The sequence below is a fragment of the Ruegeria atlantica genome, from assembly GCF_013032505.1.
GTDB classification, from domain to species: domain Bacteria; phylum Pseudomonadota; class Alphaproteobacteria; order Rhodobacterales; family Rhodobacteraceae; genus Ruegeria; species Ruegeria atlantica_F.
Map to the genome: position 1 here is coordinate 20,888 of NZ_WQCG01000007.1, position 26,394 is coordinate 47,281.

The window sequence follows — 26,394 nt, forward strand, 5'->3', positions numbered from 1 at the left end:
GTGAATTACGCGTGCCTTTGGCATTCGGATCACCCGCACGAGAACGCGAGCAGGCTGAAATATGATTTTGATTTTTGCCCCAGTATGCCCAAATAAAGGCCCAAGTCACATCAACACCGGAGAAGCCATGACCCGCTACACCAAAGACCCCGAGGCCATTGCCGCTCTTTCCCCTGAGGAATTCCACGTCACCCAACGCAGCGGCACCGAACGCCCTGGCACTGGAAAACTGTTGGGTAACAAGGAGCCGGGCATATACGTCGATATCGTCTCGGGCGAACCGCTATTTGCCTCGACCCACAAATACGAATCCGGATGTGGCTGGCCAAGCTTTACCAAGCCCATCGTGCACGAGCATGTAGAAGAGATTGAAGATCGCACGCTTGGCATGATCCGGACCGAGGTCCGCTCGAAACATGGCGACAGTCATCTGGGGCATGTATTCCCCGACGGTCCACGCGAACACGGCGGGCTACGCTATTGCATCAACTCCGCCTCCTTGCGGTTCATTCATCGCGATGAGATGGAGGCCGAAGGGTACGGTGAATACCTGATCCATGTGGAGGAAATCCAATGACCAATGAACGCGCTGTTCTGGCCGGGGGCTGCTTTTGGGGTATGCAGGACCTGATCCGTAAATTGCCCGGCGTTTCCAGCACCCGCGTCGGGTATACTGGCGGTGACGTGCCGAACGCCACCTATCGCAACCACGGCACCCATGCCGAAGGGATCGAGATCATTTTCGACCCAGCGCAAATTACCTATCGCGACCTGCTCGAGTTCTTCTTTCAGATCCACGACCCAACGACCATGAATCGTCAGGGCAATGATCGCGGGATGAGCTATCGCTCAGCTATCTACTATGTGGACGACGCCCAGAAACAAGTGGCTGAGGATACAATTGCCGATGTTAACGCCAGTGGCATCTGGCCCGGCAAGGTTGTGACCGAGGTCGAACCCGTCAGCGATTTCTGGGAGGCTGAGCCTGAGCATCAGGACTACCTTGAACGTATCCCTAATGGCTATACGTGCCACTTCCCGCGCCCTGATTGGGTTCTGCCCAAGCGCAGCGCGGCTGAATAACCGAATTGGCCCCCCTTCCCGCGAGGGGGGGCTAACCTGAGGCCACCCTTGGGCGTCCGCTGGCTTCGACCGTGATCATCGCTTCGACAAACACGTCCTGCGCTTCGATGCGCGCGGTGCGGATGTCGCGGTCGACGACCACCCGGATATCTGCCGCTCCGGCCTGTCGTATGGCGCCCTCGGCCTGATCCCGCAGAACCGTTTCCAGTAATTCCAAGGCCTTGTCGGATTCTGTGAAATCCTGCGGCCCCTCTTCCAAATGAACCCGGTAACGCCCTTCAGACGGTGATGTCACGGTTCCTGTTCGACGCAGCGTAAGCCGACCAACAACTGCCCCGATCGCGTTGGCGACGCCGGCGTGTTCCGGCAGGATCATGTTGCAATGCAGGCGATCCCCGACAGCCGGATAATAGCTGGGGGCGGATGCGCCGAGACCCACGACATCCACGTTCAGCGATGCGTCCAGCGCAATTAGGCCGCGATGCTTTGCCAACCCTTTTTGCGTCAACACGTGCAGGGCCAAGTCCGCAGGTGCAAGACCAAAACCGTCAGCTTCTTCGGCAAAAGCAGTCTCTAATAAGGTCAAAGACGTCTGTTCGGTCAACTGATCCACAATCATCTGTGCCAGCTGTTCGGGGCTGCTGGCCAGCCTGTCACCGGTCCCCACACGTTTGCGCGCCACCAACTCCAGCGCCTTGTCTGCGGCATCCGCGTCCCATACGTCCAATCGACCCAGAACATGGCTAGCATCCGATGGTGTCACACCCGACACCTGAACAATTCCGCGATCCACCAGACGCGACAGGGCACCGTTCTCCATGCGGGTGCGCAACAGATCACTCAGGGGCAGGACATTTTCACCGAGCCTGTCCAACAAGGCCTCTTCACGCGCACCCAACCCGTCGGCATTGATACCGGGAACACGGCGGGCGAACCGCGTGTCATGCTCTCCCACGGTTGTTGCGCGCAACTGTGTGTCCAGAACGGTGTGAACAATCTCGGGTGCTTCTGACGCAATCAGAGATATCGGCAGCACCCGCCGTGGCCCCAGAAATACGCCGCCGCCCAGCCCTTCGGTGACCACATGCACCTGGCTGTCTCCACCCAGTCCGTGGGTGCGCATGGCAACCGCTTCAACCATCGTACGAAATCCGCCGACCTGCGCGCCCGCTGGGTCAATCGCGGGTTTGCCATCCCGAATCAGCGCAACATCCGTCGTGGTGCCGCCAATATCGGACACCAGTGCATTCTCCGCCCCCGTCAACCAGCTTGCCCCAACAATCGAGGCCGCCGGCCCGCTGAGGATGGTCTCAATCGGGCGTTCCCGCGCTTGTTCGGCGCTCATCAAGGCGCCATCGCCGCGCACAACCATCATCGGTGCGGTGATGCCCAGATCAATCAAACGATCCTGCGCCCGACCGATCAAACGGTCGATCATGCCGATCAAACGCGCATTCAAAACCGCCGTGACCGCGCGCTTCGGGCCGTTCAATTTGGCCGACAACTGATGAGAGCACGTAACCGGTGCCCCGGTTTTTTCGGCAATGACACGCGCGGCATGCAATTCATGCGCCGGGTTCCGCGTTGCGAACTGCGCGGCAACCGCAAACCCAGAAACATCTTTGTGCGACGCCAAAAAGGCTTCCAACGCATCGACATCCAATGGCGCCGCTTCACCCCCGGCATGGCTATGCCCGCCCCCAATCACCAGCGCCGGATCGCCCTTCAACGCATCCCGCAGCCCATGTTTCTCAAGATCCGCTTCCTTAAACCCGATGTAAATCAGCGCGACTCGACCACCCTGCCCTTCGACCAAGGCATTCGTCGCCAACGTCGTTGACAAAGACGCCATTGAGATCTGCTCCGGCGACACCTGTGCTTGATCCAACACCGCCGAGATCGCATGACCAACCCCAATGGCCAGATCAGCGCGCGTTGTCAGGGATTTAGCCGAGGCGATCACCTCTTTCTCGTCCCGGATCAGCACCGCATCCGTATAGGTTCCACCCGTATCCACCCCCAAAGCCAACGCCATCGGGATCTCCTTCCTGTTCGCTGTTCACGGGTGTAGCGGTTTGGACCGACACGTCCAGCCTGTTTGCGTCACTTACGACAATCGTTTCACCGCCCAGCGCGCGGCGTCCGCCACAATCGGATCGGGGTCATCGACCAGCGACTGGGCCACAGCCATCATATCAGCCTGTTGCGAGTTGCCAATTGCGTACAAAACATTGCGGACGAACCGATCCCGCCCAATTCGCTTGATCGGCGATCCCGAGAACTTGGCCCGAAACGCTGCATCATCCAACACAGCAAGCTCGGCCAACGGCGGCGCTTTCAGATCATCACGTGCTGCATACCGCACATCGCTCGCTGCGATGGCGAATTTGTTCCACGGGCACGCGGCCAAACAATCGTCGCACCCATAAATCCGGTTTCCCAGCTTTTGGCGCAGTTCTTCGTCGACCGGCCCTTTATGTTCGATCGTCAGATACGAAATGCAACGCCGCGCATCCAACTGATAAGGGGCGGGAAACGCATCCGTCGGACAGGCGCTCAAACAAGCTCGACAATTACCGCAATGGTCTGTTTCAGCCATGTCCACAGGCAGGTCCAACGTCGTGAAAACAGAGCCTATAAAGGCCCAATTTCCCCAATCGCGGCTTACGAGATTGGTGTGTTTTCCCTGCCAGCCCAGCCCTGCCGCATGGCCCAAAGCCTTCTCTGGCACAGGCGCGGTATCAACAAAGACCTTTACCTCTCCACCGGCTTCCGCAATCAGCCAGCGCGCCAACCGCTTCAGCCGCTTCTTGACCAGATCGTGGTAATCCTTGTTCTGCGCATAAACAGAAATCGCCGCCTTGTCCGGGTGGTTTAGGATATCGGTCGGATCATGGTCAGGCGTATAGCTCTCGGCCAGCATGATGACCGACCGCGCCTCGGGCCACAATGCGGCCGGATCCCCGCGCCAATGGGTCCGCTCGGCCATCCACCCCATCTGCCCGTGATACCCGGCATCCAAAAACGCCTGCAAGCGCGACGGCACTTCGGGCACGTCCCAAGGTCGGCAAACACGGCAAGAGACAAATCCCTCGCTCAACGCCTGCGCCACCAGCTTTTCTTTTAAACCTGATCCGCTCTTCATCTGGCTATAAGTACCCTCGGGGGTGAATTGGCCCACACCCCGGCCAAGAGGGGGCAGTCAGCCCGCTACACCCTTACCCTATCAGAAATCCAGATCAGCGTAATGCGGTGGCGGTCGGAACCCAGGAACCTGATCTGCCAATATGGACCGGAACGCAGGCCGCGACTTGATCTTGGCATACCAATCCTTGACCGCCTGAGAACGGTTCCAATCTACATCTGAGATATAATCCAGAGCAGACAAGTGCGCAGCAGCTGCAAAATCGGCCAGAGTCATCTGATCACCGGCCAGCCAGCGCCGGTGATCCAACAGCCAAGCCATGTAATCCAGATGATATTTGATCGCCTTTGCACCCGCCTTGACGTTTTTACTGTCGGGATAGCCTTCGCCGGTCACCTTCTTGTTCACCCGCTCATACAACAGTCGAGATGTGACCTCGTGATGGAACTTGTCATCGAACCAGCCAACCAAACGCCGCACCTCGTACCGCGCTTCAGGTTTTTTTGGCATCAGCGGAGGTTCAGGGCGGGTTTCTTCGATATATTCACAAATGGCCGCGCTTTCCGCCATGACCTGTCCATCCAGTCGCAACACCGGGACTTTGCCGGCTGGGTTGCGGCGCAGAAAATCCGGGTCTTGTTCCCAGTATCGTTCCTCGACCAGTTCGACTTCGATTTTCTTTTCCGCAAGCGACAGGCGCACCTTGCGGCAATACGGGGACAGGGGAACATGAAACAGACGCGCCATAATCTTCCAATCGAACCAGTGAATACCCCCCAGCTTTAGCCTTGAGGGGCATAGGGTTTCAATCCTCGAAACAGTCCGCGCGACCATCTGCGCGGATGGTGGCCGCCCCATCCCGGATAGATGCCGCACGTCTGCGGGTTCGAACCGACGGATCTGTGACGGATCTGTTGCGCGGGGACGGAAGGATCGCCGCCAATCGGGCCGCCTGAACTGACGACAACTTGGACGCACTGGTTCCATAATATCGCTGAGCTGCCGCTTCGACCCCGAAAACCCCCTGACCGGTTTCGGCCACGTTCAGATATACTTCGAGGATTCGCTGCTTGCTCCAGAAGATTTCGACGACGGGTGTAATCGACGTTTCAAGCGCTTTGCGCACCCAACTGCGCCCTTGCCACAGGAACACGTTCTTCACGACCTGCTGGGTAATGGTCGAGGCCCCCCGGCTACCGCCGTCTTCCAGCGCATCGCGGATTGCTTCAACGTCAAAGCCCCAATGCAGGCAGAAATTCGCGTCCTCGGCGGCCACGGCAGATCTGCCCATAACCGGGGCAATTTCTTCGATTGGCACCCACTCGCGTTCGACCTTCCCCAGTCGGCGCCATTCCGACCATATTGTATGAGTCACCGGCGGATTAACCACCGAGTAAAGCAGGACCAAACCCACGACAAATGCCACAACGCCCAAGGCGATGCGTGTGACCCAACGGCGAATCCACGGAACCAGTGGCCTTTTTGATTTCGACGCCTTGCTTTTCTTTTTGCTCGACTTGCGCGCTGCTGTTCTTGCCATTTTGTTGCTATACGACGCTGTGGCCGGGTTTGGAACGGTCTATCTTGCCTGATCTGAGCGTTGCGCGGGTATATGATCTTAAGCAAGGCCGGTCCGTAAATTGAAAACCCCGCGTGTCCTAGGTGACACGCGGGGTTTTGTCTTGGTTTTGCCGGAAAAGTTTACTCGGCAGGAACAGCGGCTGCCTCGGTGGTCAGAGGGTGGCTGAGATTGTTCAGCATCTCTTTCGGACAGACCTGCAGGAAGTTGGTCTTTTCGACCTCCCAATGTTGCAGAATGTCGGCGGCCTTACGGCTGTTGGTTTCAGCCTGATGCGCTTCGATCAGCGATTTAAGCTGATCTTCCCAATGGTCGACGGTTACCGGGCAGGTCACCAGCGTTTCCATGTTCATCAGCTGCTCGGCCTTGCCTTCGGGATCGTACAGATAAGCCATGCCGCCCGTCATGCCCGCACCAAAATTGGCACCAATGTTACCCAGGATCACCGCGACACCACCGGTCATATATTCACAACCGTTCGAGCCACAGCCCTCGATCACGACCGTTGCACCCGAGTTCCGCACGGCGAACCGTTCACCCGCTCGACCGGCTGCGAAGAGGTAACCATCGGTGGCACCATACAGCACGGTATTGCCGATGATGGTGTTCTCATCTGCCTTCAGCGGGCTGACTTGCGGTGGGCGGACCACAATGGTGCCGCCGGAGAGGCCCTTGCCGACATAGTCGTTGGCGTCGCCCGACACTTCCAACTTAAGACCAGGCGCCGCAAAAGCACCCAGCGACTGACCCGCGGAGCCCTGTAGTTTGACGTGCAGGTGATCGGACTGGAACGTGTTCCGCATCCCGAAATTCTGCACAATATGGCTGGAGACACGGGTTCCAACAGTTCGATGCGTGTTCTGAATCGCATAAGACAGCTGCATCTTCTCGCCGTCTTTCAGGAACCGCGCCGCATCTCGCACAATTTCCGCGTCCAGCGTGTCTGGCACAGCATTGCGGCCTTTGTCGCGGTCATAAACAATGTCATGCGCCCCATCGACAGTGATCAGCAGTGGGTTCAGATCCAGATCATCCAGATGCGCCGAACCCCGGCTGACCTGCGCCAGCAGATCGGCCCGACCGATAATGTCGTCAATCGAACGTGCGCCCAAGCTGGCCAGAAGCTCGCGTACTTCCTGTGCGTAGAAGGTGATCAGGTTCACGACCTTGTCTGCGTTGCCCGTAAACTTGGCGCGCAGGTCCTCATCCTGCGTACATACACCGACCGGGCAGGTGTTCGACTGGCACTGACGCACCATGATACATCCCATCGCGATCAGAGCGGCGGTGCCGATGCCGTATTCCTCGGCCCCCATCATCGCGGCCATGACGATGTCTCGACCTGTGCGCAATCCACCATCGGTCCGCAGCGTAATACGATCCCGCAGGTTGTTCATCGCCAGAACCTGATGCGCCTCGGTCAGGCCCATTTCCCACGGCAGGCCAGCGTACTTGATGCTGGTTGCAGGTGATGCGCCTGTTCCGCCATTGTGGCCCGAGATCAGGATAACGTCCGCCTTGGCTTTGGCGACACCGGCAGCAATCGTGCCAACGCCCGAAGACGCCACCAGTTTCACGGTCACCTTGCAGCGCGGGTTGATCTGTTTCAGATCATAGATCAGCTGCGCCAGATCCTCGATCGAGTAAATATCGTGGTGCGGCGGCGGTGAGATCAGCGTCACGCCCTTGGTCGAATGGCGCAGACGCGCGATCAAGTCGGTGACCTTCATGCCCGGTAGCTGACCACCCTCACCCGGTTTAGCACCCTGGGCGACCTTGATCTCCAGCTCTTCACACTGGTTCAGGTATTCGGCGGTCACACCGAACCGGCCCGAAGCCACCTGTTTGATCTTGGCCGACGGGTTGTCGCCATTCGGCTCCGGCACGAAATGCGCCGGGTCTTCGCCACCCTCACCCGAGTCGGACTTGGCCCCAATCCGGTTCATCGCCACGTTCAAGGTCTTATGCGCCTCGGGGGACAGCGCGCCCAAGCTCATGCCCGGCGTCACGAACCGTTTGCGAATTGAGGTGATTGATTCGACCTCTTCAATCGGCACCGGCTTGCCCAGAGGTTTGAAGTCCATCAGGTCGCGCAGGTGGATCGGCGGGTTCGACTGCATCTTGGCCGAGTACTGCTTCCAGAGTTCGTAAGAGGCACGGTTACAAGCCATCTGCATCATATGCATCGAGGTCGCTTCCCAAGCGTGGGTTTCACCCGATTTACGGGATTTGTAGAAACCACCGATGGGCAGTACGTCCAGACCTTTGCTCCATGCCTTGGCGTGGATTTCCTCGGCTTTGGTCTGAATACCGGTGACGCCTATACCCGAAATCCGGCTGGTCATGCCGGGGAAATACTCTGCGACCATCGCACGGCTGAGGCCGACAGCCTCAAAATTCAGACCGCCGCGATAGGACGAGATCACAGAAATTCCCATCTTGGCCATGATCTTTAAAAGACCCTGGTCGATGGCTTCACGGAAGCGGGCAACATTCTCGGTCAGATTACCGTCCAGCAACCCGCGTTCAATGCGGTCTGCCAGTGAATCCTCAGCCAGATAGGCGTTCACAACAGTCGCACCGCAACCAATGAGGACCGCAAAGTAATGAGGATCGACACATTCCGCCGAGCGTACGTTCAGCGAACAGAATGTCCGCAGCCCCTGCCGCGTCAGATGCGAATGCACGGCGCTGGTGGCAAGGATCATCGGCATCGCCACCCGGCCTTCGCCCGAACGCATATCGGTCAGTACCAGATGCCCGGCCCCCGAGCGCACGGCCTCTTCTGCCTCGGCTCTGACACGGGCCAAAGCCACGCCCAATGCCCCTTGCCCGGGCTCAAAGCTACAGTCAATTTCAGCTAGCGGTGCGTCAAAGCTTTCGACCAGCTTGTCCCATTGGGCGTTGCCTACGAAGGGGCTTTCCAGCACCACGATCTCTGTCTGGCTGCTGTCTTCATCCAGCACGTTCTTGAGGTTCGCAAACCGTGTTTTCAACGACATCACGCGGTATTCGCGCAAAGAATCGATTGGTGGGTTGGTCACCTGGCTGAAATTCTGCCGGAAGAAATGACTGAGCGGGCGGTATTGCTTGGACAGAACTGCCGATGGCGTATCATCGCCCATCGAGGCCAACGCTTCTTTGCCATCTTCGGCCATCGGGGCGAGAATCTGTTCGAGCTCTTCGACAGAATACCCTGCCGCGATCTGGCGTTTACGAAGCTCTTCCCCGGAAAAGATCGGAGCTTCGGTGACGCCGGCCAGTGTATCGTCTAGATCGTGAATCTTGCCGACCCATTCGCCAAACGGCAGGGCGCGCGCCAGTTTATTCTTGATCTGGGTGTCGCGGAACAGCTTGCCCTTTTTCATGTCGACGGCCAGCATCTGACCCGGACCAAGCGCGCCTTTTTCGGTCACAGTGGCCTCATCAATCGGCACCATCCCGGCCTCGGACCCTGCAATAACCAGACCATCGCCGGTCACCACATAGCGCATCGGACGCAGACCGTTCCGGTCCAGACCCGCACAGACCCAGCGTCCGTCAGTCATTGCCAGCGCAGCTGGTCCATCCCACGGTTCCATCACCGAGTTGCAGTAGGAATACATATCGCGCCAGGCCTGCGGCAGCTCAACGGCCTGCTTCGACCAGCTTTCCGGCACAAGCATGGTTTTTGCCATTGGGGCAGAACGACCGGCACGTACCAGAACCTCAAAAACCGAGTCTAATGCTGCCGAATCCGACGATCCGCCTGCGATGATCGGCTTGATATCTTCGGCATAGTCGCCAAAGGTTCCACTGGCCATGCGTATCTCATGGCTTTTCATCCAGTTGATATTGCCCTTCAGCGTGTTGATCTCGCCGTTATGGGCCAGCATGCGGAAGGGTTGCGCCAACCACCACTGGGGGAAGGTATTGGTCGAATAACGCTGGTGGTAGATTGCGAAGGCGGATTCAAAGCGTTCATCCATCAGGTCTGGGTAGAACACCGCGACCTGCTCAGCCAGCATCATGCCTTTGTAGATGATCGAGCGGCAGGACAGGGAAGCCAGATAAAGACCCGAGATGCCTGCTGCGGCCGCCGCCTTTTCGATACGGCGACGGATCACATAAAGCTCGCGCTCAAAAGTGTCTTCATCCACACCTTTGGAGTTCGAGATCAGGATTTGCTCGATCTCGGGCCGGGTCGCGTTGGCCTTTTCACCCAAGCAGGTCACGTCTACCGGCACGTGACGCCAGCCGTAGATGTAGTAGCCCATTCGCAGAACTTCGGTTTCCACGATGGTCCGGCACTGTTCCTGTGCGCCGAAATCTGTGCGCGGCAAAAAGACCTGACCGACAGCGATCAACTCATCCATTTTGGGTTCGTGACCGGTGCGACGGATCTGGTCATAGAAGAACGGGACCGGAATCTGCACGTGGATACCCGCGCCGTCACCAGTTTTACCATCCGCATCCACCGCGCCCCGATGCCAGATCGCCTTGAGCGCGTCGATCCCGGCATCCACCACTTTGCGGGACGCTTTGCCGTCGACCGAAACCACAAGGCCTACACCGCAAGATGAATGCTCTTCATCTTCGGAATAGAGACCGTTTTCAGCCATCCATTTGCGCTTGGCTTCTTCGGCCCGCACCCAATCGGCATCATACTTGGTCATTGGCTGTCTCCTTCTTCCGGTAGGGCATACATGGCTTCGACCTGCGCTTTGGTCATCTGCCGGCGTTCGCCTGCGAACGCGTACCCATCGGGTTTTTTGTCGATATAAAGTTCAAGTTTCAGCGGGTTGCCGGTGTCTTCAAAAAGACCGGCAGCAATTTGCGTTTGTCCATGCATCTCGCCCGGCAAAGTGATCCGGTACCACAGCGTCGAACCGCAGTCTGAGCAAAACGCCCGCTCGGCCCAATCCGAAGACGTGTAAGTCTTTACCGGCCCCAAGGCGGCATAGCCGGGCTCAGCTTCGAAGGTCACCAGCATCGAACTGGTCCAGCGGCGGCATTGATCACAATGGCAAGCCCCCAGCGAATCTCGCGCCGGGGTTGCTGTCACTGTGACCGCGCCACACATGCATTGACCTTGCAATTCGGGCATCAGGCCCTCCTGTCGCTGGGCATTAGGCTACTCGGCAGCAATGGCGGCCTTGGCGTTGAAACGTTCGATGATCGCATCGGCACAATCGCGTCCGTCACGGATCGCCCAGACCACCAGCGAGGCACCACGCACGATGTCCCCAATGGCATAGACTCCGTCCATCTCGGTCTCGCCGGTCTGGAACGCAGCCTTGACGGTGCCCCAACGAGTGACAGGCAGGTCGGGCTGGCCGAATAGGGTGGGTAGATCTTCGGGCTCAAAGCCCAGCGCCTTGATCACCAGATCAGCGTCTTCAACGTAATCTGCACCTTCGATCACCTCGGGCGCCTGGCGGCCGGTTGCATCGGGCTGACCCAAACGCATCTTTTGCACCATCACACCTGCGACGGCATCGTCGCCGGTGAAACCTTTTGGCGCACTCAACCATTCAAAAATCACGCCTTCTTCCTCGGCGTTTTGGGTTTCGCGCTGCGAGCCCGGCATGTTCGCCCGGTCACGACGATAGAGGCACTTTACCGACGTCGCACCCTGACGGATCGAGGTTCGCACACAGTCCATCGCGGTATCACCGCCGCCAATCACAACAACCTTTTTGCCTTCGGCATTCAGGCGGCCATTGTCGAAGTCTTCGACCTCGTCCCCAAAGCTTTTGCGGTTCGACGCGGTCAAAAAATCGATGGCTTTTTCAATCCCGGTCAGACCGCTGCCCGGCATCGACAGATCGCGCGACTTATAGACACCTGTCGCGATGATCACTGCATCATGCTTGGTGCGGATTTCTTCGAATTTGGCGGCATCAACATCGCAGTTCAAAACAAACTCAACACCACCATCGGCCAGCAGATCGTTGCGGCGCTGCACGATATCTTTTTCCAGCTTGAAGCCCGGAATACCGTACATCAGCAAACCACCCGCACGATCGTAGCGATCATAGACTGTGACCTGAATGCCCGCGCGGCGCAGCATGTCCGCAGCCGCAAGGCCTCCGGGGCCGCCACCGATGATTCCAACGCTTTCGCCACGCTCGGAACCCGGAGCAGTTGGTTTCACCCAGCCTTTGTCCCATGCGGTATCGGTGATGTACTTCTCAATCGTGCCAATAGTGACAGTGCCATGGCCCGATTGCTCGATCACGCAGTTGCCCTCGCACAGGCGGTCCTGCGGGCAAATACGTCCGCAAATCTCGGGGAACGTGTTGGTGGCCTGGCTGGTTTGATAGGCCTCTTCCAGCCGACCTGTTGCCGTCAGGTGCAGCCAATCAGGGATGTTGTTATGCAACGGGCAATGCGACTGACAGTATGGAACGCCGCACTGGCTGCAACGGCTGGCTTGTTCCCTAGCCTTTTCTGCTGCGAATTCGGCGTAGATTTCATCAAAATCTTCTCTGCGGTCTTCTGCGGCACGCTTTTCGGGCATGACGCGGTCGATCTGCACAAATTTCAGCATCGGTTGCTTGGCCACGGGTCAAACTCCATGAATTGGCTTGGTCGGGTCTCTTTAAGTGATGTGCAATTGGATGAAAAGTCAACTATGCTGACCTAGTTTGGGAAAATAGTGAGAAATTTTAGGCTAGATCGGAAATAAAGGTGTTTTTTAGTTCCGATTCGGACCTATATGCGCACTTTCCTTTTCCACAGCGCACTTATACCCATTGAACGAAACAAGGACGTGACCACAACACGGCAGGGCAGATGGGTCTTTTTCAATTGATTCTTGCGGCAATTATTCAGGGTATTACTGAGTTTTTGCCGATCTCCTCCTCTGGCCACCTTATCCTACTACCCAGCCTGACCGGACTGGACGATCAAGGCCTGGCCATCGACGTTGCCGTGCATGTCGGCACTTTGGGTGCCGTGATCCTGTACTTTTGGTCCGATGTGAAACAAGCCGTTGCTGGGCTTCCGAGAGCGCTGACAGGACAGACCGACACACCACAGGCGCAACTGGCCATGGGCCTGATCATCGCCACGATTCCCACCGTGATTGTCGGGGCAATCCTGTTCCAAACCGGCCTGATCGAGGCGTTCAGGTCGATGGCCGTCATTGGCTGGACCATGCTTGTGTTTGGCCTCGTTCTGTATTGGGCGGATCAAAAAGGGCCGCAGACCAAACAGGCAAGCGAATGGGGTCTGCGCGACGCGCTGATCATGGGGCTATGGCAGGTTCTCGCGCTGATACCCGGAACATCCCGATCCGGCATCACCATCACGGGCGCGCGGCAACTGGGGTATACACGCGAGGACGGCGCGCGAATTGCAATGCTGATGTCGATCCCGACCATTCTGGCTTCTGGCGTTCTGCTGTCGGTCGATGTGATCCGTGTAGCAGATGCCCAATTGGCCCGCGATGGCGCAATCGCGGCCTTCTTTGCGTTTATCTCTGCCCTGTTGGCCCTGACCCTGATGATGCGCCTGCTGCGCAGTGTCAGTTTTACACCTTATGTCATTTACCGCGTGATCCTCGGCGCAATCCTTCTTGTGATCGCCTACAGTTGATCAGGTCCGCAGATTGTTGGCCGAGTTTTGGATGTCGTCGTACTGACCCGAAGGACGGAACTTCCACAGGTAATCAGGCAGCACGGATTCCAGCGTCGCTGGCTCGATCCCAAGATCGGCAAATCCTTTGGCCCCGTCGGACACAACATTGTCGCGGCGCAGGTTTTTCAGCTGATCGCGCGTCAGGATGTGGTTCGGGAACAACTGGAAGCTGGCGAATTTAATGATGTCCAAAACGCCAGCCATTATGCGGGCCACAAAGAAGGGCATTCCGATAATCACCCGACGACGGTGAATCACATCAAGCATCTGCTGCATCAGCGCGCGAAAGGTTTTCACCTCAGGCCCGCCCAATTCGTACACACCGGGCTCAGCGCGACCCAAAACACCCTGAACGGCTGCCTTGGCCACGTCATCCACATAAACCGGCTGGAATTTGGTGTCGGCGCCAACCAGCGGCAGGAATGGTCCCATCCGGGTCATCCCGGCAAACCGGTTGAAGAACTGGTCCTCAGTCCCGAAAATCACAGACGGGCGCAAGATAACTGCGTCTGACATATGGGTCAGCACACCGGCCTCTCCATGCGCTTTAGTACGGGAATAAGCGCTGTCGGATTCAGCGTCCGCTCCGATGGCTGAAATATGCACCATGCGCTCAATGCCCTGCTCGGCCGCCAATCGCGCGATCCGCTCGGCCCCATCGGCCTGCACGGCGTCAAAGGCGTTCTTGCCCAGCTCGTTCAGCACGCCCACGCAATTCACTACCGCATCGGCCCCATGCATCGCGGCCGCGACCGAAGCATCGTCGCGAATATTGCACAAAATGGGTTCAACCTGACCAACCACGCCATAGGGCCTGACAAACATCGCCTCATTCGGGCGCCGCACCGCAACCCGAACGCGCCACCCCTCGTTTGCCATGCGTCGCGTAATATACCGACCGACAAATCCCGATCCGCCATAAATCGTGACCATTTTCGACATGAGAGGGCTCCTGCTTGTGGGTCCTCTTTCGATGTAGCTCTCTGAGCCTTTTCAAACAAGGCGCAATAACGCCGCGCACCAGCGAAAAAACCAACCAATTCAAGCTGAATTTGGAAGCGAGGAAAAAACTTTCAAAAATCTTCCCGAATCTGGTTGACCCTTCCAGCCAGTGGGCTTAAACGCCCCTCCACGACACCTGCCCAGGTGGCGGAATTGGTAGACGCGCTAGCTTCAGGTGCTAGTGTCCGTATGGACGTGGAGGTTCGAGTCCTCTCCTGGGCACCAAATCCCTATAAATTCAGAACACTGACATTTCCTTGGGGAAACTGCGTATCCATGGGTTTTGGTCTGATGCGGGCCGGTCGGATCACCGGCCCCGGCAAGGCCTTCAGGTGACGGATTGTTCTGAAACAACTTCGCCAAATCGCGTAAAAAACTTGCCCGACAGTTTTTTCGCTGTGCCGGCAATCAGACGGCTGCCCAACTGGGCAATCTTACCACCGACGTCGACTTTGGCAGTATAAGCCAAAACAGTTTCGTCGCCGTCTTCGGTCAGCGTCACGTCTGCACCGCCCTTGGCAAATCCGGCGGCGCCGCCTTTACCCTCACCCGTCAGTGAAAACCCGTTCGGTGCATTGCTGTTGTCCAGCGTCACAGCGCCCGCAAACCGGGCTTTGACAGGGCCGATCTTCAGGACCACCTTGGCCTCCAGGTCTTCGGGCGAATTCTGGATCAACTCTTCGCATCCCGGAATGCACTCCTGCAGGATTTCGGGGTCATTCAGAGCCTTGTAAACCACATCCCGCGGCGCGGCGATGCGGACTTCGTCACTCAGTTCCATTCAACTTTCCTTTATTCAACAGCATCTTGGATAAACCAGAAGCGCGGTCTCTGTCGCCTCTTCCGGAGTTTGTTCGGGACGCGCGGGCCACAGGGACCTCAGGCGCTTAAGCACGTTTTTCATCATGGGCCTCCGTTTTTGATTTGTCACTGTTTCGCCAAAGCACAACTTCGGCCAGAATCGACACGGCGATCTCATGCGGATCGATTGCGTGAATGTTCAGACCTGCAGGAGATTTAAGCCGCCCCGCTCTTATCGGGTCCATCCCTTGTGCTATCAGTTTGGCCACCAGCGTTTCGGCCTTGCGGTGGCTTGCAACCATCGAAACGCGTTTGGCATCCGTTCGCAGGGCAGCGGCCAGGGCGGCAGCATCCCCCTTTCCTTGCGAGGCAACAACAACGAAGTCCTGTGGCTCGATTCCAATACCTTCGGTCGATTCCACGTTGAATCGCTGGAAATCTCCGTCTGTTTCGGCCGCTTCGCTTACAAGGACACGGAAACCGGCCAGCGCCCCATGCGCCGCCAGTGCCGCTGCAATCGGCGACTCGCCAAATATCACCAGACGCGGTGCATGCTGATACGGCTCGACAAGCAGATCGACTGTGCCACCCGAGGGGCATCCGCTTTTGAACGTCTGAACACCGTCAGGATCGGTCATGTTCACCACCTTTTCCGAAGGTTTGACCCGGATCATCTGCGGCGCACCGTTGGCCAGCGCCTGCATCGCCGAAGCCCGGACCGCGCGCTGAACGCAAGCGCCACCCAAATGCCCCAGAATCCGTCCGTCTTTCGTAATCGCCGCTTTGCCCCCTGCTTTGGCCGAGGTTGCGTCAGCAGTGCGCAAAACCGTGGCCACGCAAAAGGCTTCATCGGTTTTGCGCAGCTGCTCAATCGTGTCGAATATATCGAAATTTGCCATGTGGGCTCCATTCACAACTTACGGAATTGCGGCTCCAGCGCCGCCAACGCTTCAAGCGTATTGGCGGGCAAGTGCGCATCCAGATACGGTTCTGCGGCCTGCATTGCGGCGGCGATGGGTTGGTAGTCGCGCCAGCCTTTCAGCGGATTTAGCCACACGATCCGTCGCGCCTTGCGACGAATGCGCCCCAGCACATCGCCCAGCGCCTGGGGGTCGGAACTGCAATACCCGTCTGACAAGATCAGCACGATGGTCCGCCCGTTCAAAGCCCGCGCTCCATATCCGCTCAGAAATTGCTCAAGACTGCCCGAAATGTCCGTGCCGCCGCCAAATCCCTCGGCCATTAGAGAGAGCCGCCCAGCCGCACGCAGAGAATCGTGGTCGCGGAGCGCATCCGTGACGCGCATTAGGCGGGTATGGAAGAGATAGGCGTCCGCCTCTGTTCCACTGCCGATCAGACCCTTGAGGAAGGCCAGAAAAACCCGGGAATAGACCGTCATCGATCCACTGACATCGCACAGTGCCACGATCCGCATCGGGCGCGGCGGACGGGCGCGACGGTACAGGTCCATTGGTTCTCCGCCCCGCGCAAGGCTGGCCCGCTGTATGCGACGCATGTCCAAAGCAGGTCCTCGCTGCGACTGTTTGCGCCGGCGCGAGCGCCGATCGCGGATAGCGCGCGCGATGGCCGTTGCTGCTTGTTCGGCCTGCCGCAGCGCGTCTTCATCCATCAACTCGCGCAAATCCCGGCGCGACAGGTTGGCCGTACGGGTCGCAATCAGCTTCCCATCTCTCCCCACGGCCTCCCCATCGCCGGTATCAGGTGCGGCGGCCTGATCCGTATCGGTATCGGATTCCTGAGCATCCGGGCTCTCTTGCTGCCAGATCATCGGCTTGGCGGATTGGACCCGCACATGAGCCGTTTGGGCGGTTCCCGTGCGTTGCTTGCCGGTATTGAACCAATAAGCTTCGAACAGCTCATCGAACCGCCGCCAATCGTCAGCGTCGCCAGCCAGCAATACGCAAAGCGCCTGCTGGACCTGTCTCACATCCGTCGCCTCAACCGCAGCCAGCGCTGCCAATGCGTCACCTGTCTCAGCTGGTCCCACACGCATCCCGTTCATGCGCAAATGTGCGATGAAACCGGACATGCGATCCGACAGACCCGATGCACGAGAAGGGAACCGAGTAACCTGCATCATGCCACCTTTCCGATCAGGCGATCCATCACTTCGGGTGGGGCAGCGTCATAGTCAGCAGCGGTCTTCAGAAGGCAAACAAGGGTTGCCTGAACCTCTTCGCGGGATTGCGCCATATCGTTTACACCCAGCCCTGAAAGGGCGGCCGCCCAGTCCAGCATCTCGGCGATGCCGGGGGTCTTTTCCAAATCTTCTTTGCGGAGCGCCTGCACGACGCCAACAATCTGGCGCGCCAGCAGCCCTTCGACTTCGGGCATGCGAGCTTTCAGAATCGCCATTTCCGTTTCCCGCGATGGGTAGTCGAGGAAACTATACAGGCACCGACGCCGCAACGCATCCGACAGGTCCCGCGTCCCATTCGCCGTCAGGATCACGATGGGCCGCGAACGCGCCTTGATGGTGCCAAGTTCGGGAATGGTAATCTGAAAGTCCGACAAAATCTCGAGCAGATAGGCCTCAAACTCCTCATCTGCCCGGTCGATCTCATCGATCAGCAGAACGGGTGGTTCTTCTTCGCTGATTGCTTCCAACAAAGGTCGCTTCAGCAGATAGTCATCGTTGAACAGCTGCGCTTCGCTGGTGCCGCCCTGTGCCTCGCTTGCGCGAATAGCCAGCAGCTGGCGCTGGTAGTTCCACTCATAAATCGCGTGGCTGGCATCGAGCCCTTCATAGCACTGCAACCGGATCAACCGCGCCGCGCGCTGTGCTGCCAACGCCTTGGCGACCTCGGTTTTACCGACCCCAGCCGGGCCTTCCAGCAGCAATGGACGCCCAAGCGTCTGCGCCAGATGCAACGCCATAGCCAATCGGTCGTCGGCAACATAGCCCACCTCGGCGAGGCCTTGCTGTATGTCATGCAAGCTCATGCCATTCTCCCGGATTGCCGCCGCGCTGTATTTCGGCGCGGCGGCTTTTCCTGTTAGCCGTGCATTCCCAAACCGTTGGCGATCTTCCAGATACGCCAGTGGTCATGCGGCATGTGGCTCTGAACAAGGCCAAATGGCCGGAATGCATCATGCACCGCGTTCGAGAACGCAGGCACGCCGCCGACATTCGGGCTCTCGCCCACGCCCTTGGCACCGATCGGGTGATGCGGAGACGGCGTCACCGTATGATCTGTGGTGTAGTTGGGCGTCTCCCATGCCGTGGGCAGGAAGAAGTCCATCAGAGTACCGGTCTTGACGTTACCCATTTCATCATAGGCGATTTCCTGACCCATCGCGATGGCCAGCGCCTCGGTCACGCCACCATGGACCTGCCCTTCGATGATCATCGGGTTGATCCGGGTTCCACAGTCGTCCAGAGCATAGAACTGCCGGACGTCCCATTCTCCAGTATCCACGTCGATCTCCATAACGCAGATATAGGCGCCGAAGGGGTAGGTCATGTTTGGCGGATCATAGTAGCTGACGGCCTCAAGACCTGGCTCAAGACCCGGAATGGCTTGGTTGTAGGCGGCAAAGGCGATTTCCTTCATGGTCTTGAACCGTTCGGGCGCGCCTTTGACTGAGAACCGATCTACGTCCCACTCGACGTCGTCGTCATGCACCTCCAGCAAGTAGGCTGCGATCATCTGCGCCTTGGCGCGGATTTTGCGGGCGGCCATCGCCGTTGCCGCACCGGCCACAGGTGTCGACCGAGAGCCATAGGTCCCAAGCCCATAAGGCGCGGTGTCGGTGTCACCTTCCTCCAGCGTGATATCGTCGGCAGGCAAACCGATCTCACTGGCGATGATCTGGGCAAAGGTCGTGGCATGGCCCTGACCCTGGCTGATCGTTCCCAGCCGCGCGATGGCCGAACCCGTTGGGTGGATGCGGATTTCGCACGAGTCGAACATGCCCAGCCCGAGGATGTCGCAGTTCTTCACCGGTCCGGCCCCGACGATTTCGGTGAAATGCGTCAGGCCGATGCCCAGCAGTTTGCGGGTTTTGCCAGCCTTGAAATCCTCGATCCGTTGCGCCTGTTCCGCCCGCAGACCTTCATAGTCCACGGCCTTCAGCGCCTTGTCCCAAGCAGTGTGATAATCGCCCGAGTCATATTCCCAACCCAGTGCGGACTGATACGGGAACTGATCCTTGCGGATAAAGTTGATCCGGCGCAGCTCGGCCGCGTCCATGTTCAGCTTGATGGCCAGAACCTCGATCATCCGCTCGATGAAATACGCAGCCTCGGTCACCCGGAAGGAACAGCGATAGGCCACACCGCCCGGTGCCTTGTTGGTGTAAACCCCATCCACAGCCAGATAAGCAGTTGGGATGTCATATGACCCAGTGCAGATGTTCATGAAACCAGCCGGGAATTTGGTCGGGTCGGCACAGGCGTCAAATCCACCATGATCCGCCGTGGTATGACACCAGAGGCCAGTGATTTTGCCATCCTTGGTCGCAGCGATCTTGCCCTGCATCCAGTAATCGCGGGCAAAGGCGGTGGACATCAGGTTTTCCATCCGGTTCTCAACCCATTTCACTGGTTGGCCGGTGACAATCGAGGCGACGACCGAGCAGACATAGCCAGCATAGGCACCAACCTTGTTACCAAAGCCACCACCGATATCAGGGCTGATCACCCGGATATTGTGCTCGGCAAGGCCAGAGATCAGCGACACAACCGTCCGGATCGCGTGGGGGGCCTGGAAGGTGCCATAGAGCGTCAGCTTGCCGGTCACCTTATCCATCGAGGCAACACAGCCGCAGGTTTCCAGCGGGCATGGGTGAGTCCGATGGTAATAAACCATCTCTTCGGCCACGACATCGGCCTCTCCCAGAACGGCCTCGGTCGCGTCCTTGTCGCCCTGTTCCCACGTGAAGATGTGGTTGTGATGCTTGCGCGGGCCATGGGCACCCTCGGTCTGACCCGCGAGGTCTTCGCGCAGGACAACATCGGATTTCAGAGCCTCGAAAGGATCGGTTAGAACAGGCAGTTCTTCGTACTCGACCTCGACCAGCTCTGCCGCATCCGCTGCGATGTATCGGTTTTCGGCGACGACATAGGCGACTTCCTGGCCCTGGAACAGAACTTTGCCGTCGGCCAGAACCATCTGCTTGTCACCTGCCAGCGTCGGCATCCAATGCAAACCCAGCGGAGCTAGATCTTCGGCGGTCAACACGGCAACCACACCCGGCACGGCCAGTGCGGCGTCCTTGTTCACACTGACAACGCGAGCGTGAGCGTAAGGCGAACGGACGAACGCGCCAAACAGCATCCCGTCCAGTTTGATGTCATCGACGTAGTTGCCCTTACCTTGGGTGAAGCGCACATCCTCGACGCGTTTGCGCGAGCTTCCCATCCCTTTGAGATTGGCGGCGCGTTCTTCGGGGGTCATGGTTTGATCGTTCATTCCGCGGCCTCCTTCTGAGCGTTCAACACGTCAGCCGAGGCCGAGATCGCCTTGACGATGTTCTGATACCCGGTGCAGCGGCACAGGTTTCCCGCCATACCAAAACGGATTTCTTCCTCGGTCGGGTTCGGGTTTTCCTGTAGCAGTCGATGCGCGCGGGTGATCATCCCCGGTGTGCAAAAACCGCACTGCAACCCGTGATGTTCGCGGAACATCTCTTGCAGAACGCCAAGGCTTCCATCGTCATTGGTCAGCCCTTCAACAGTGGTCACATCGGCGCCGTTCACCTGCGCCACGAAGGTGGTGCAGGATTTAACGGACTTGCCATCGATATCCACGGTGCAGGCGCCGCAATGGCTGGTCTCACAACCAATATGGGGGCCGGTGATTTTCAGATCTTCCCGCAGGAAGTGGATCAACAGCGTGCGCGGCTCGGCCAGTCCTTCGACCTGTTTGCCGTTCACCGTTAGTTTTACATGCATTTTTGACATCGTTGTTCCTCCCCTCAACTCGCGCGGCTTTGCGCACGGTCGATGGCACGGCGCAGCATCACGGCGGCCACGTGTTTTTTGAATTCGACTGGGCCGCGATTGTCGGCCACCGGGTCGATTGCTTCGAGCATCGCGGCGACGCAGCCGCTGACGTCTCCGTCAGCCAGCGCATTGCTTGCGCTTTCGGACCAGACGGGCGTATCCGCAAGATTGGTCATCGCGACCGAGGCCTGACCGTTGCCAACCATCACCGCAGCTGCGGCCGTCGCGTAGTCGCCGATCTTGCGTTTCTGCTTCTCGTACGCCTGACCCACCCCGGAGCTTGGCACGGGGATCGAAATCCGGGTCAGGATTTCCTCGTCCTCGCGTGCAGTAAAGTACGCGGCCTCATAGAAATCCCGTGCTGCCACACTGCGGGTGCCGTCAGGGCCCGATAGTTCAAACGTGGCGTTCAGGCACTGCATCAGGCCCGGCATGTCGTTGCCCGGGTCGCCATTGGCGACGTTCCCGCCAACAGTACCAACATAGCGGACTTGCGGGTCCGCGATCTGCAAAGCCGCCTCGCGGATCAATGGAACGGCCGAAGCCAGACCATCATGGGTGATCAACTCATGCTGAGTTACCATCGCGCCGAGCGTGACGGTATCAGATCCGACCTCGATGCCCTTCAGTTCATCAATGGCTTGCAGATCAACCAGATGGCCCATCTCGGCCATGCGCAACTTCATCATCGGAATCAGGCTGTGCCCGCCTGCGATCACGCGCGCTTCGTCTCCATGTTCCTGCAAAATGCCAATGGCCGAGGCAATATCGCCTGGCCGGTGATACTCAAAACCGGCTGGTATCATGTTTTTCCTCCCTGGGTCCGGACGTTGTGCCTTGGGGGACCTTCGGTAAGAAAAGAACGGTAAACTTGGCCATTCCAGCCAGCGGAAACGGGGCGCGCGGCTTGTTTCACGAAATGCGAATGAACTGCACGAACTGCGACTACAGGCCCAGCGCCTCGCGTATATCTGTCAGACGCGATCTGCTTACCGGCACCTTGGTCAACGCGTCGACCCCGTCGAAATAACAGGTTCCGTTGTCCTTGTGCCTCTCAAACCGCGAGACATGTTTTGGGTTCAACAGATAACTGCGATGGGCCCGCAAAAATCCGTCAGGTGCCAGCCGCGATTCAGCTTCGGTAATGGACCACGGGCAGAACAGTTTCTCGGCATTCATGTAAAGAACGGTATAGTGCCCTTCGGCTCGGATGGCCGCGATACTTGACGGTTCAGCGAAAAAGGTCTGGCCTTCGCGCTCAAACGGTACGCCAGCGCGCAGCGCGGTGGGTTCGGGATCGGCCGCCGGCCCCTCGGGTGCAGCGATGGTCGAGGTGGGTTCGATGAAGGTGATGCCGGTCAACAGGAATGCACCGCAGATCAGGAAAACGGCCACCGTCACGCCCATCGCCAAAACCTGATTGTTCAGTGCAGGTCCGGCGCGACCCGCGGTATCGCTTGCGACAAAATCGGTCAGGCCAGTGGCGACGAAATGCATCGTGAAGACCGCCAATCCGAAACACACCGTCCCAAGCAGAATGTTGCGCTGTGTTCGGTTGTCGTAGGCCACCCAAATCGCCAGCACCGACAGAACGACCGAAGCCAAGGTTGAAATCACCACATCCCAGGCGTTGTAGACTGGGCGGCACAGCTCCATCCCGGCCATGCCGACATAGTGCATGACGACAATTCCAAGCCCCACGATCACGCCCGCACCGACGATTGTTCCCATCGTCCGGGGGCGAAAGTGCAGGATCAACAGCGCCAGACCAACCATCAGGATCGCAACCAGTGCGGAAATCAGGGTGATAAGGGCGTCATAATAAAACAGGATCGGCAACTGCAGCCCCAGCATGGCCACAAAATGCATCGACCATATGCCACCGCCCAGAATGATCGCGGCCAATGCCACGACCAGCTTGCGTTTTTGGTCGTCCAGTTTTGAGGCCCCATGCGTCAGATAAAGCCCGGTGAACCCGGCCATCATCGCCACGGCCAAAGACGCCGCCACAAGCCACGTGTTATGAGAGTAGTCCAACATTTGGATTTACACGCCCTCCCCGACGCGTGGGTGACGTTAGCAAACGGATTTAATTGGGACAATTACATGTTGGTAATGAATTCCGGGCTCGACGGTGTCTGTTTCGGGTTTTGCCTATCCGCCGGACGGTTCTGTTGGTCCCGTTACTGGATAACGGCATTTTCCCATGCCGAAAGGAATTTCGTGCGTTTCAATCCATCCAGAAAGGTCAGCAAAGCAGGATCAAGGCCAATTGTCTCGCGCCCGTCCGCACCATCGCCTGGTTGCAAAAGTGGAAGCAGGCTGGCGTCTTCGGCTACGGCTGGCCGTTCCGTCACCAGAAAACGCAAAAGCATCTCGGCAGCTTTGGGTTCGGGCGTTGCTTTCGACACCATCGCAGTGCGCATCATGACTGTTTGAAAATCGGATGGTAATATAACCTCAAGCGCGTCCTTGCCCTCGGTTCGGACAGCGGCATAACTGCCCAGAACATTGTAAGCGACCAGGATCGATCCATCCGCAAGATCATTGATCATTTCGCCCGAACAGCAATAAAGCCGCACATCCAGGCCGCCCATCACCTCCATCAATCGCCAATAGGTCTCGGACGCACGCGCATCTTGCGTGGCAAACAGATATCCTAGACCAGACTGGCGTACGTCATATGTTCCGACCTTACCGCGAAACGCCTCGGGTCGTTTGCGCAATGCCTCGATCAGTCCCTGCCGGGTTTGGGGGATGGGCTGCCCCTCAAATGCGGTACGGTTGATCACAATTGTCGCCGGTTCGGAGGTGAACGCAAAAAGGCTGTGGTGCCATTGGGCCCAATGGGGCACCGGGACATCGTCGACCGGCAGCGCAAAACCGTCATTGGCCAGTTTCAGTTGCAGGTCCATTGCACTGGATATGACTACATCGAACGCCTCGGGCGTTGCGCGTACGCGCCGGTTGATGTCGGCAGTACCCGAGACAAGATATTCGACACTAATTGAAGGGTTTTCTGCGACAAACCCTTCGATCACCGGGGCGAACAAAACCGTATCGGTGCTGGAGATGACGCGAAGACGCGGGCCGTCCGCGTTTTCATTGAAAACCAATCGATCTTCCCAGTCATCGGCCCATCCAACAAGGGGAAAAACCAACAAAACTAGAGCGATAAGATTACGCATGCGCCCCCCTTTGCCCGGTTTTTGAGGATCAGCGAACCGCCATGCGCCGTCGCCACATCCTGCGCAATCGTCAAACCCAATCCGGACCCGATAGTTCCCGCCGCGTTCTGGCCCCGTTCGAACCGGCGCGTTAGTGTGTCGATTTCGTCAGGCGGAAAACCGGGGCCTGCATCGCGCACCTGAATTTGGGGTTCGGGATGTGCGATGATCGTGATCTCTACGGTGCTGTCTGATGGCGCGTATTTTAGGGCGTTATCAACCATGTTTCGTACGGCATTCTGAATCAGGATCGGATCGCCCGAATATGGAACCGACGGCTCACCCGACAATGAAAGCGTCAGCTCTTTCATTTCGGCAATCGGGATCAGTCGTTGAACCAGATCGCGGATCAGGATGACCAGATCAATCTCTTCACGTTCCAAGTGATCCGCCCGAAACGTGATCATGGCGTGATCCAGCAACTGTCCCGCCGCGCGCGAGCTTTCGTCGATGGCTCGCACCATGGCTTTCAAAGCCTCACGGTTGTCTTCTCGTTCAACACGATGAAGGGTCGCCTCGGCATAAGATCTGACGGTTGCCAGTGGAGTTCGCACGCGATGCGCAGCTTCGGCAATAAAGTCCTCGGATTGGCTAAGCGATTGGTCCAGACGACCCATGAGCGAGTTCAACGACATCACCAGAGGCGCCATCTCTTTCGGCACGGGTTTCTTGAACGGGCTAAGGTCTTGGGGCCCCCGGCGTGTGACCGAGGTGGTCAGTTTGTTCAATTGACCGATCGTTGATGATGTGACCCAGAACGAAAGAGCGGCGGTCAGCAGAAAAAACCCGAGCCCCAAATACGCCGCATTGCGCGAAATCTGATCCAGCGTGTCGGATAACGCGTCCTGCGTCTGCCCCAGCGCGACCTCGATCTCGGTCTGGCGCCCCAACCCCACCAAGGTTCGGCTGGCGCTGACCTGGCGGACCCGTTCACCGCGCACCTCACCGGTTTGGAAGGCCCATCTTCCCGTGGCAGGGCCTTCTGCAAGGTTCAGATCTTCATAACCGGATAGGAACTCTCCATCTTGGTAGATCGCGTAAAACACCCGGTCGTCCGATGGCGTACTGAGCATGGAAAACGCTGCATAGGGAATGTCTACCTCAAGTTGGCCGTCGCGCAGCGCGGCGGCATCGAGAATCGAAGACACGGACGCCCCCAGAATATCATCCTGTCCCTGCTGCGCGACTTTTGCGGCATAGCTGCGCACTGTCAGGAATAAAAGGATCGCCAGAACCGCTGCTCCCCCGATCAACGTCAACACCAGCCTATTCCTCAAGGATCCTGAAACGGTTGGGCTAGTCGTCATGATCCAGCCTGTATCCCAGCCCGCGCAATGTGGTTATTTTCATACGGGATTTTTCAAGATGCTTTCGCAGGCGTCCGACATAGACCTCAATCGCGTTATCCGACACATTGTCATCATAAGAAAAAAGCCTGTCTGCGAGTTTTTGTTTGGAAAACACCTGACCCGGCGCGTTGATGAACAGCTCGATCATCCTCAGCTCGCGATTACGAAGAGAGAGCGTCGCCCCATCGACGATCAAATGCCCGGCAACCGGATCAAAGACAATGCCGCCGATTTCAATCGTCGACTTCGCACTTCCGGATTTCCGGCGCAGAACGGCTCGGCAGCGGGCTTCCAGCTCGGCATGATCAAAGGGCTTGGTAACATAGTCATCAGCCCCAAGGTCAAGCGAACCGATTCGATCCGAAACCTGGCTGCGCGCGGTCAGAACAATCACCGGAGTGTCCAAACGGCTTGCGCGATGCTGTCTTAGGAACTCGCGCCCGTCCCCATCGGGCAGCATGATGTCCAAAAGGATTAGGTCATATTCCTCGGTCGAAACAAAAGCGCGCGCATCCTCTAAATTCGCTGCATGATCAACGACATGGCCATCCAGCTGCATACGGGAACTGATCGCATTCGCGAGGTCGAGGTTGTCTTCGACAAGCAGAAATTTCATG

General features: G+C 58.0%; 22 protein-coding genes and 1 tRNA gene. 4 read left to right on the forward strand and 19 right to left on the reverse strand.

The window, feature by feature from the left end; all coding sequences use genetic code 11:
* Nucleotides 1-127 precede the first annotated feature (127 nt).
* Entirely contained in the window at nt 128-577 is a 450-nt protein-coding gene (msrB, locus tag GOW92_RS19850; protein ID WP_170563837.1) for a peptide-methionine (R)-S-oxide reductase MsrB, read from the forward strand.
* Entirely contained in the window at nt 574-1,083 is a 510-nt protein-coding gene (gene msrA, locus GOW92_RS19855) for a peptide-methionine (S)-S-oxide reductase MsrA (RefSeq protein ID WP_170563840.1), read from the forward strand. The genes msrB and msrA overlap by 4 nt, the downstream gene beginning before the upstream one ends.
* Before the next feature lie 31 nt (nt 1,084-1,114).
* On the opposite strand, the gene GOW92_RS19860 is transcribed toward msrA, so the two are convergent.
* The 7 genes from GOW92_RS19860 to GOW92_RS19890 form a co-directional block, all read right to left on the reverse strand.
* The gene (locus GOW92_RS19860) at nt 1,115-3,118 is read right to left on the reverse strand and encodes a hydantoinase/oxoprolinase family protein (protein WP_170563843.1); all 2,004 of its coding nucleotides are present in this window, start codon (nt 3,116-3,118) and stop codon (nt 1,115-1,117) included.
* A 72-nt stretch (nt 3,119-3,190) separates the two neighbouring features.
* On the reverse strand, nt 3,191-4,228 hold the full coding sequence (queG, locus tag GOW92_RS19865; protein WP_170563846.1) for a tRNA epoxyqueuosine(34) reductase QueG: 1,038 nt from the start codon (nt 4,226-4,228) through the stop codon (nt 3,191-3,193).
* Between the two features lie 81 nt (nt 4,229-4,309).
* Nucleotides 4,310-4,975 (reverse strand): FtsZ-binding protein FzlA, encoded by a 666-nt coding sequence (gene fzlA / locus GOW92_RS19870; RefSeq protein WP_058275204.1) that lies wholly within the window; start codon nt 4,973-4,975, stop codon nt 4,310-4,312.
* 58 nt (nt 4,976-5,033) lie between these two features.
* Nucleotides 5,034-5,768, reverse strand: coding sequence for a monofunctional biosynthetic peptidoglycan transglycosylase (gene mtgA / locus GOW92_RS19875; RefSeq protein WP_170563849.1), 735 nt, complete (start codon nt 5,766-5,768; stop codon nt 5,034-5,036).
* A 161-nt stretch (nt 5,769-5,929) separates the two neighbouring features.
* A complete protein-coding gene (gene gltB / locus GOW92_RS19880; protein ID WP_170563852.1) occupies nt 5,930-10,462 on the reverse strand; it encodes a glutamate synthase large subunit in 4,533 nt (1,510 codons plus the stop codon).
* Nucleotides 10,459-10,893, reverse strand: coding sequence for a GFA family protein (locus tag GOW92_RS19885; RefSeq protein WP_170563854.1), 435 nt, complete (start codon nt 10,891-10,893; stop codon nt 10,459-10,461). The genes gltB and GOW92_RS19885 overlap by 4 nt, the downstream gene beginning before the upstream one ends.
* 27 nt (nt 10,894-10,920) lie before the next feature.
* Nucleotides 10,921-12,354 carry an NAD(P)-dependent oxidoreductase gene (locus GOW92_RS19890; protein ID WP_170563857.1) on the reverse strand — a complete coding sequence of 478 codons (1,434 nt, stop codon included), beginning with the start codon at nt 12,352-12,354 and terminating at the stop codon, nt 10,921-10,923.
* A gap of 230 nt (nt 12,355-12,584) precedes the next feature.
* Here GOW92_RS19890 and GOW92_RS19895 point away from each other — a divergent pair, with 230 nt between their 5' ends.
* The gene (locus GOW92_RS19895) at nt 12,585-13,388 is read left to right on the forward strand and encodes an undecaprenyl-diphosphate phosphatase (protein WP_170563861.1); all 804 of its coding nucleotides are present in this window, start codon (nt 12,585-12,587) and stop codon (nt 13,386-13,388) included.
* Here GOW92_RS19895 and GOW92_RS19900 read toward each other — a convergent pair whose 3' ends face one another.
* A complete protein-coding gene (locus GOW92_RS19900) occupies nt 13,389-14,372 on the reverse strand; it encodes a complex I NDUFA9 subunit family protein (RefSeq protein WP_170563864.1) in 984 nt (327 codons plus the stop codon). It lies immediately after the preceding gene.
* Nucleotides 14,373-14,570: 198 nt separating this feature from the next.
* Here GOW92_RS19900 and GOW92_RS19905 point away from each other — a divergent pair.
* A tRNA-Leu gene (locus GOW92_RS19905) sits at nt 14,571-14,657 on the forward strand.
* Between the two features lie 103 nt (nt 14,658-14,760).
* Here GOW92_RS19905 and GOW92_RS19910 read toward each other — a convergent pair.
* From GOW92_RS19910 to GOW92_RS19960, 11 genes are all read right to left on the reverse strand, one after another.
* Complete coding sequence (locus GOW92_RS19910) at nt 14,761-15,213, reverse strand: CoxG family protein (RefSeq protein ID WP_170563868.1); 453 nt, start codon at nt 15,211-15,213, stop codon at nt 14,761-14,763.
* Nucleotides 15,214-15,319: 106 nt separating this feature from the next.
* Complete coding sequence (locus GOW92_RS19915) at nt 15,320-16,132, reverse strand: XdhC family protein (RefSeq protein WP_170563872.1); 813 nt, start codon at nt 16,130-16,132, stop codon at nt 15,320-15,322.
* Nucleotides 16,133-16,143: 11 nt separating this feature from the next.
* On the reverse strand, nt 16,144-17,334 hold the full coding sequence (locus GOW92_RS19920; RefSeq protein ID WP_254453100.1) for a vWA domain-containing protein: 1,191 nt from the start codon (nt 17,332-17,334) through the stop codon (nt 16,144-16,146).
* Complete coding sequence (locus GOW92_RS19925) at nt 17,331-18,197, reverse strand: AAA family ATPase (RefSeq protein ID WP_170563875.1); 867 nt, start codon at nt 18,195-18,197, stop codon at nt 17,331-17,333. Before GOW92_RS19925 ends, GOW92_RS19920 begins: the two co-directional genes overlap by 4 nt.
* A 53-nt stretch (nt 18,198-18,250) precedes the next feature.
* Nucleotides 18,251-20,668, reverse strand: coding sequence for an aerobic carbon-monoxide dehydrogenase large subunit (locus GOW92_RS19930; protein ID WP_170563879.1), 2,418 nt, complete (start codon nt 20,666-20,668; stop codon nt 18,251-18,253).
* On the reverse strand, nt 20,665-21,159 hold the full coding sequence (locus GOW92_RS19935; RefSeq protein WP_170563883.1) for a (2Fe-2S)-binding protein: 495 nt from the start codon (nt 21,157-21,159) through the stop codon (nt 20,665-20,667). The genes GOW92_RS19930 and GOW92_RS19935 overlap by 4 nt, the downstream gene beginning before the upstream one ends.
* Before the next feature lie 14 nt (nt 21,160-21,173).
* Nucleotides 21,174-22,007: an FAD binding domain-containing protein gene (locus GOW92_RS19940; protein ID WP_170563886.1), complete on the reverse strand. Its 834-nt coding sequence runs from the start codon at nt 22,005-22,007 to the stop codon at nt 21,174-21,176.
* A 139-nt stretch (nt 22,008-22,146) separates the two neighbouring features.
* On the reverse strand, nt 22,147-23,241 hold the full coding sequence (locus tag GOW92_RS19945; RefSeq protein ID WP_170563889.1) for an MHYT domain-containing protein: 1,095 nt from the start codon (nt 23,239-23,241) through the stop codon (nt 22,147-22,149).
* A gap of 143 nt (nt 23,242-23,384) precedes the next feature.
* The gene (locus GOW92_RS19950) at nt 23,385-24,389 is read right to left on the reverse strand and encodes an ABC transporter substrate-binding protein (RefSeq protein ID WP_170563892.1); all 1,005 of its coding nucleotides are present in this window, start codon (nt 24,387-24,389) and stop codon (nt 23,385-23,387) included.
* Nucleotides 24,368-25,735 carry a sensor histidine kinase gene (locus GOW92_RS19955; protein WP_170563895.1) on the reverse strand — a complete coding sequence of 456 codons (1,368 nt, stop codon included), beginning with the start codon at nt 25,733-25,735 and terminating at the stop codon, nt 24,368-24,370. Before GOW92_RS19955 ends, GOW92_RS19950 begins: the two co-directional genes overlap by 22 nt.
* Nucleotides 25,725-26,393 (reverse strand): response regulator transcription factor, encoded by a 669-nt coding sequence (locus GOW92_RS19960; RefSeq protein ID WP_170563898.1) that lies wholly within the window; start codon nt 26,391-26,393, stop codon nt 25,725-25,727. The genes GOW92_RS19955 and GOW92_RS19960 overlap by 11 nt, the downstream gene beginning before the upstream one ends.
* Nucleotide 26,394 lies beyond the last annotated feature (1 nt).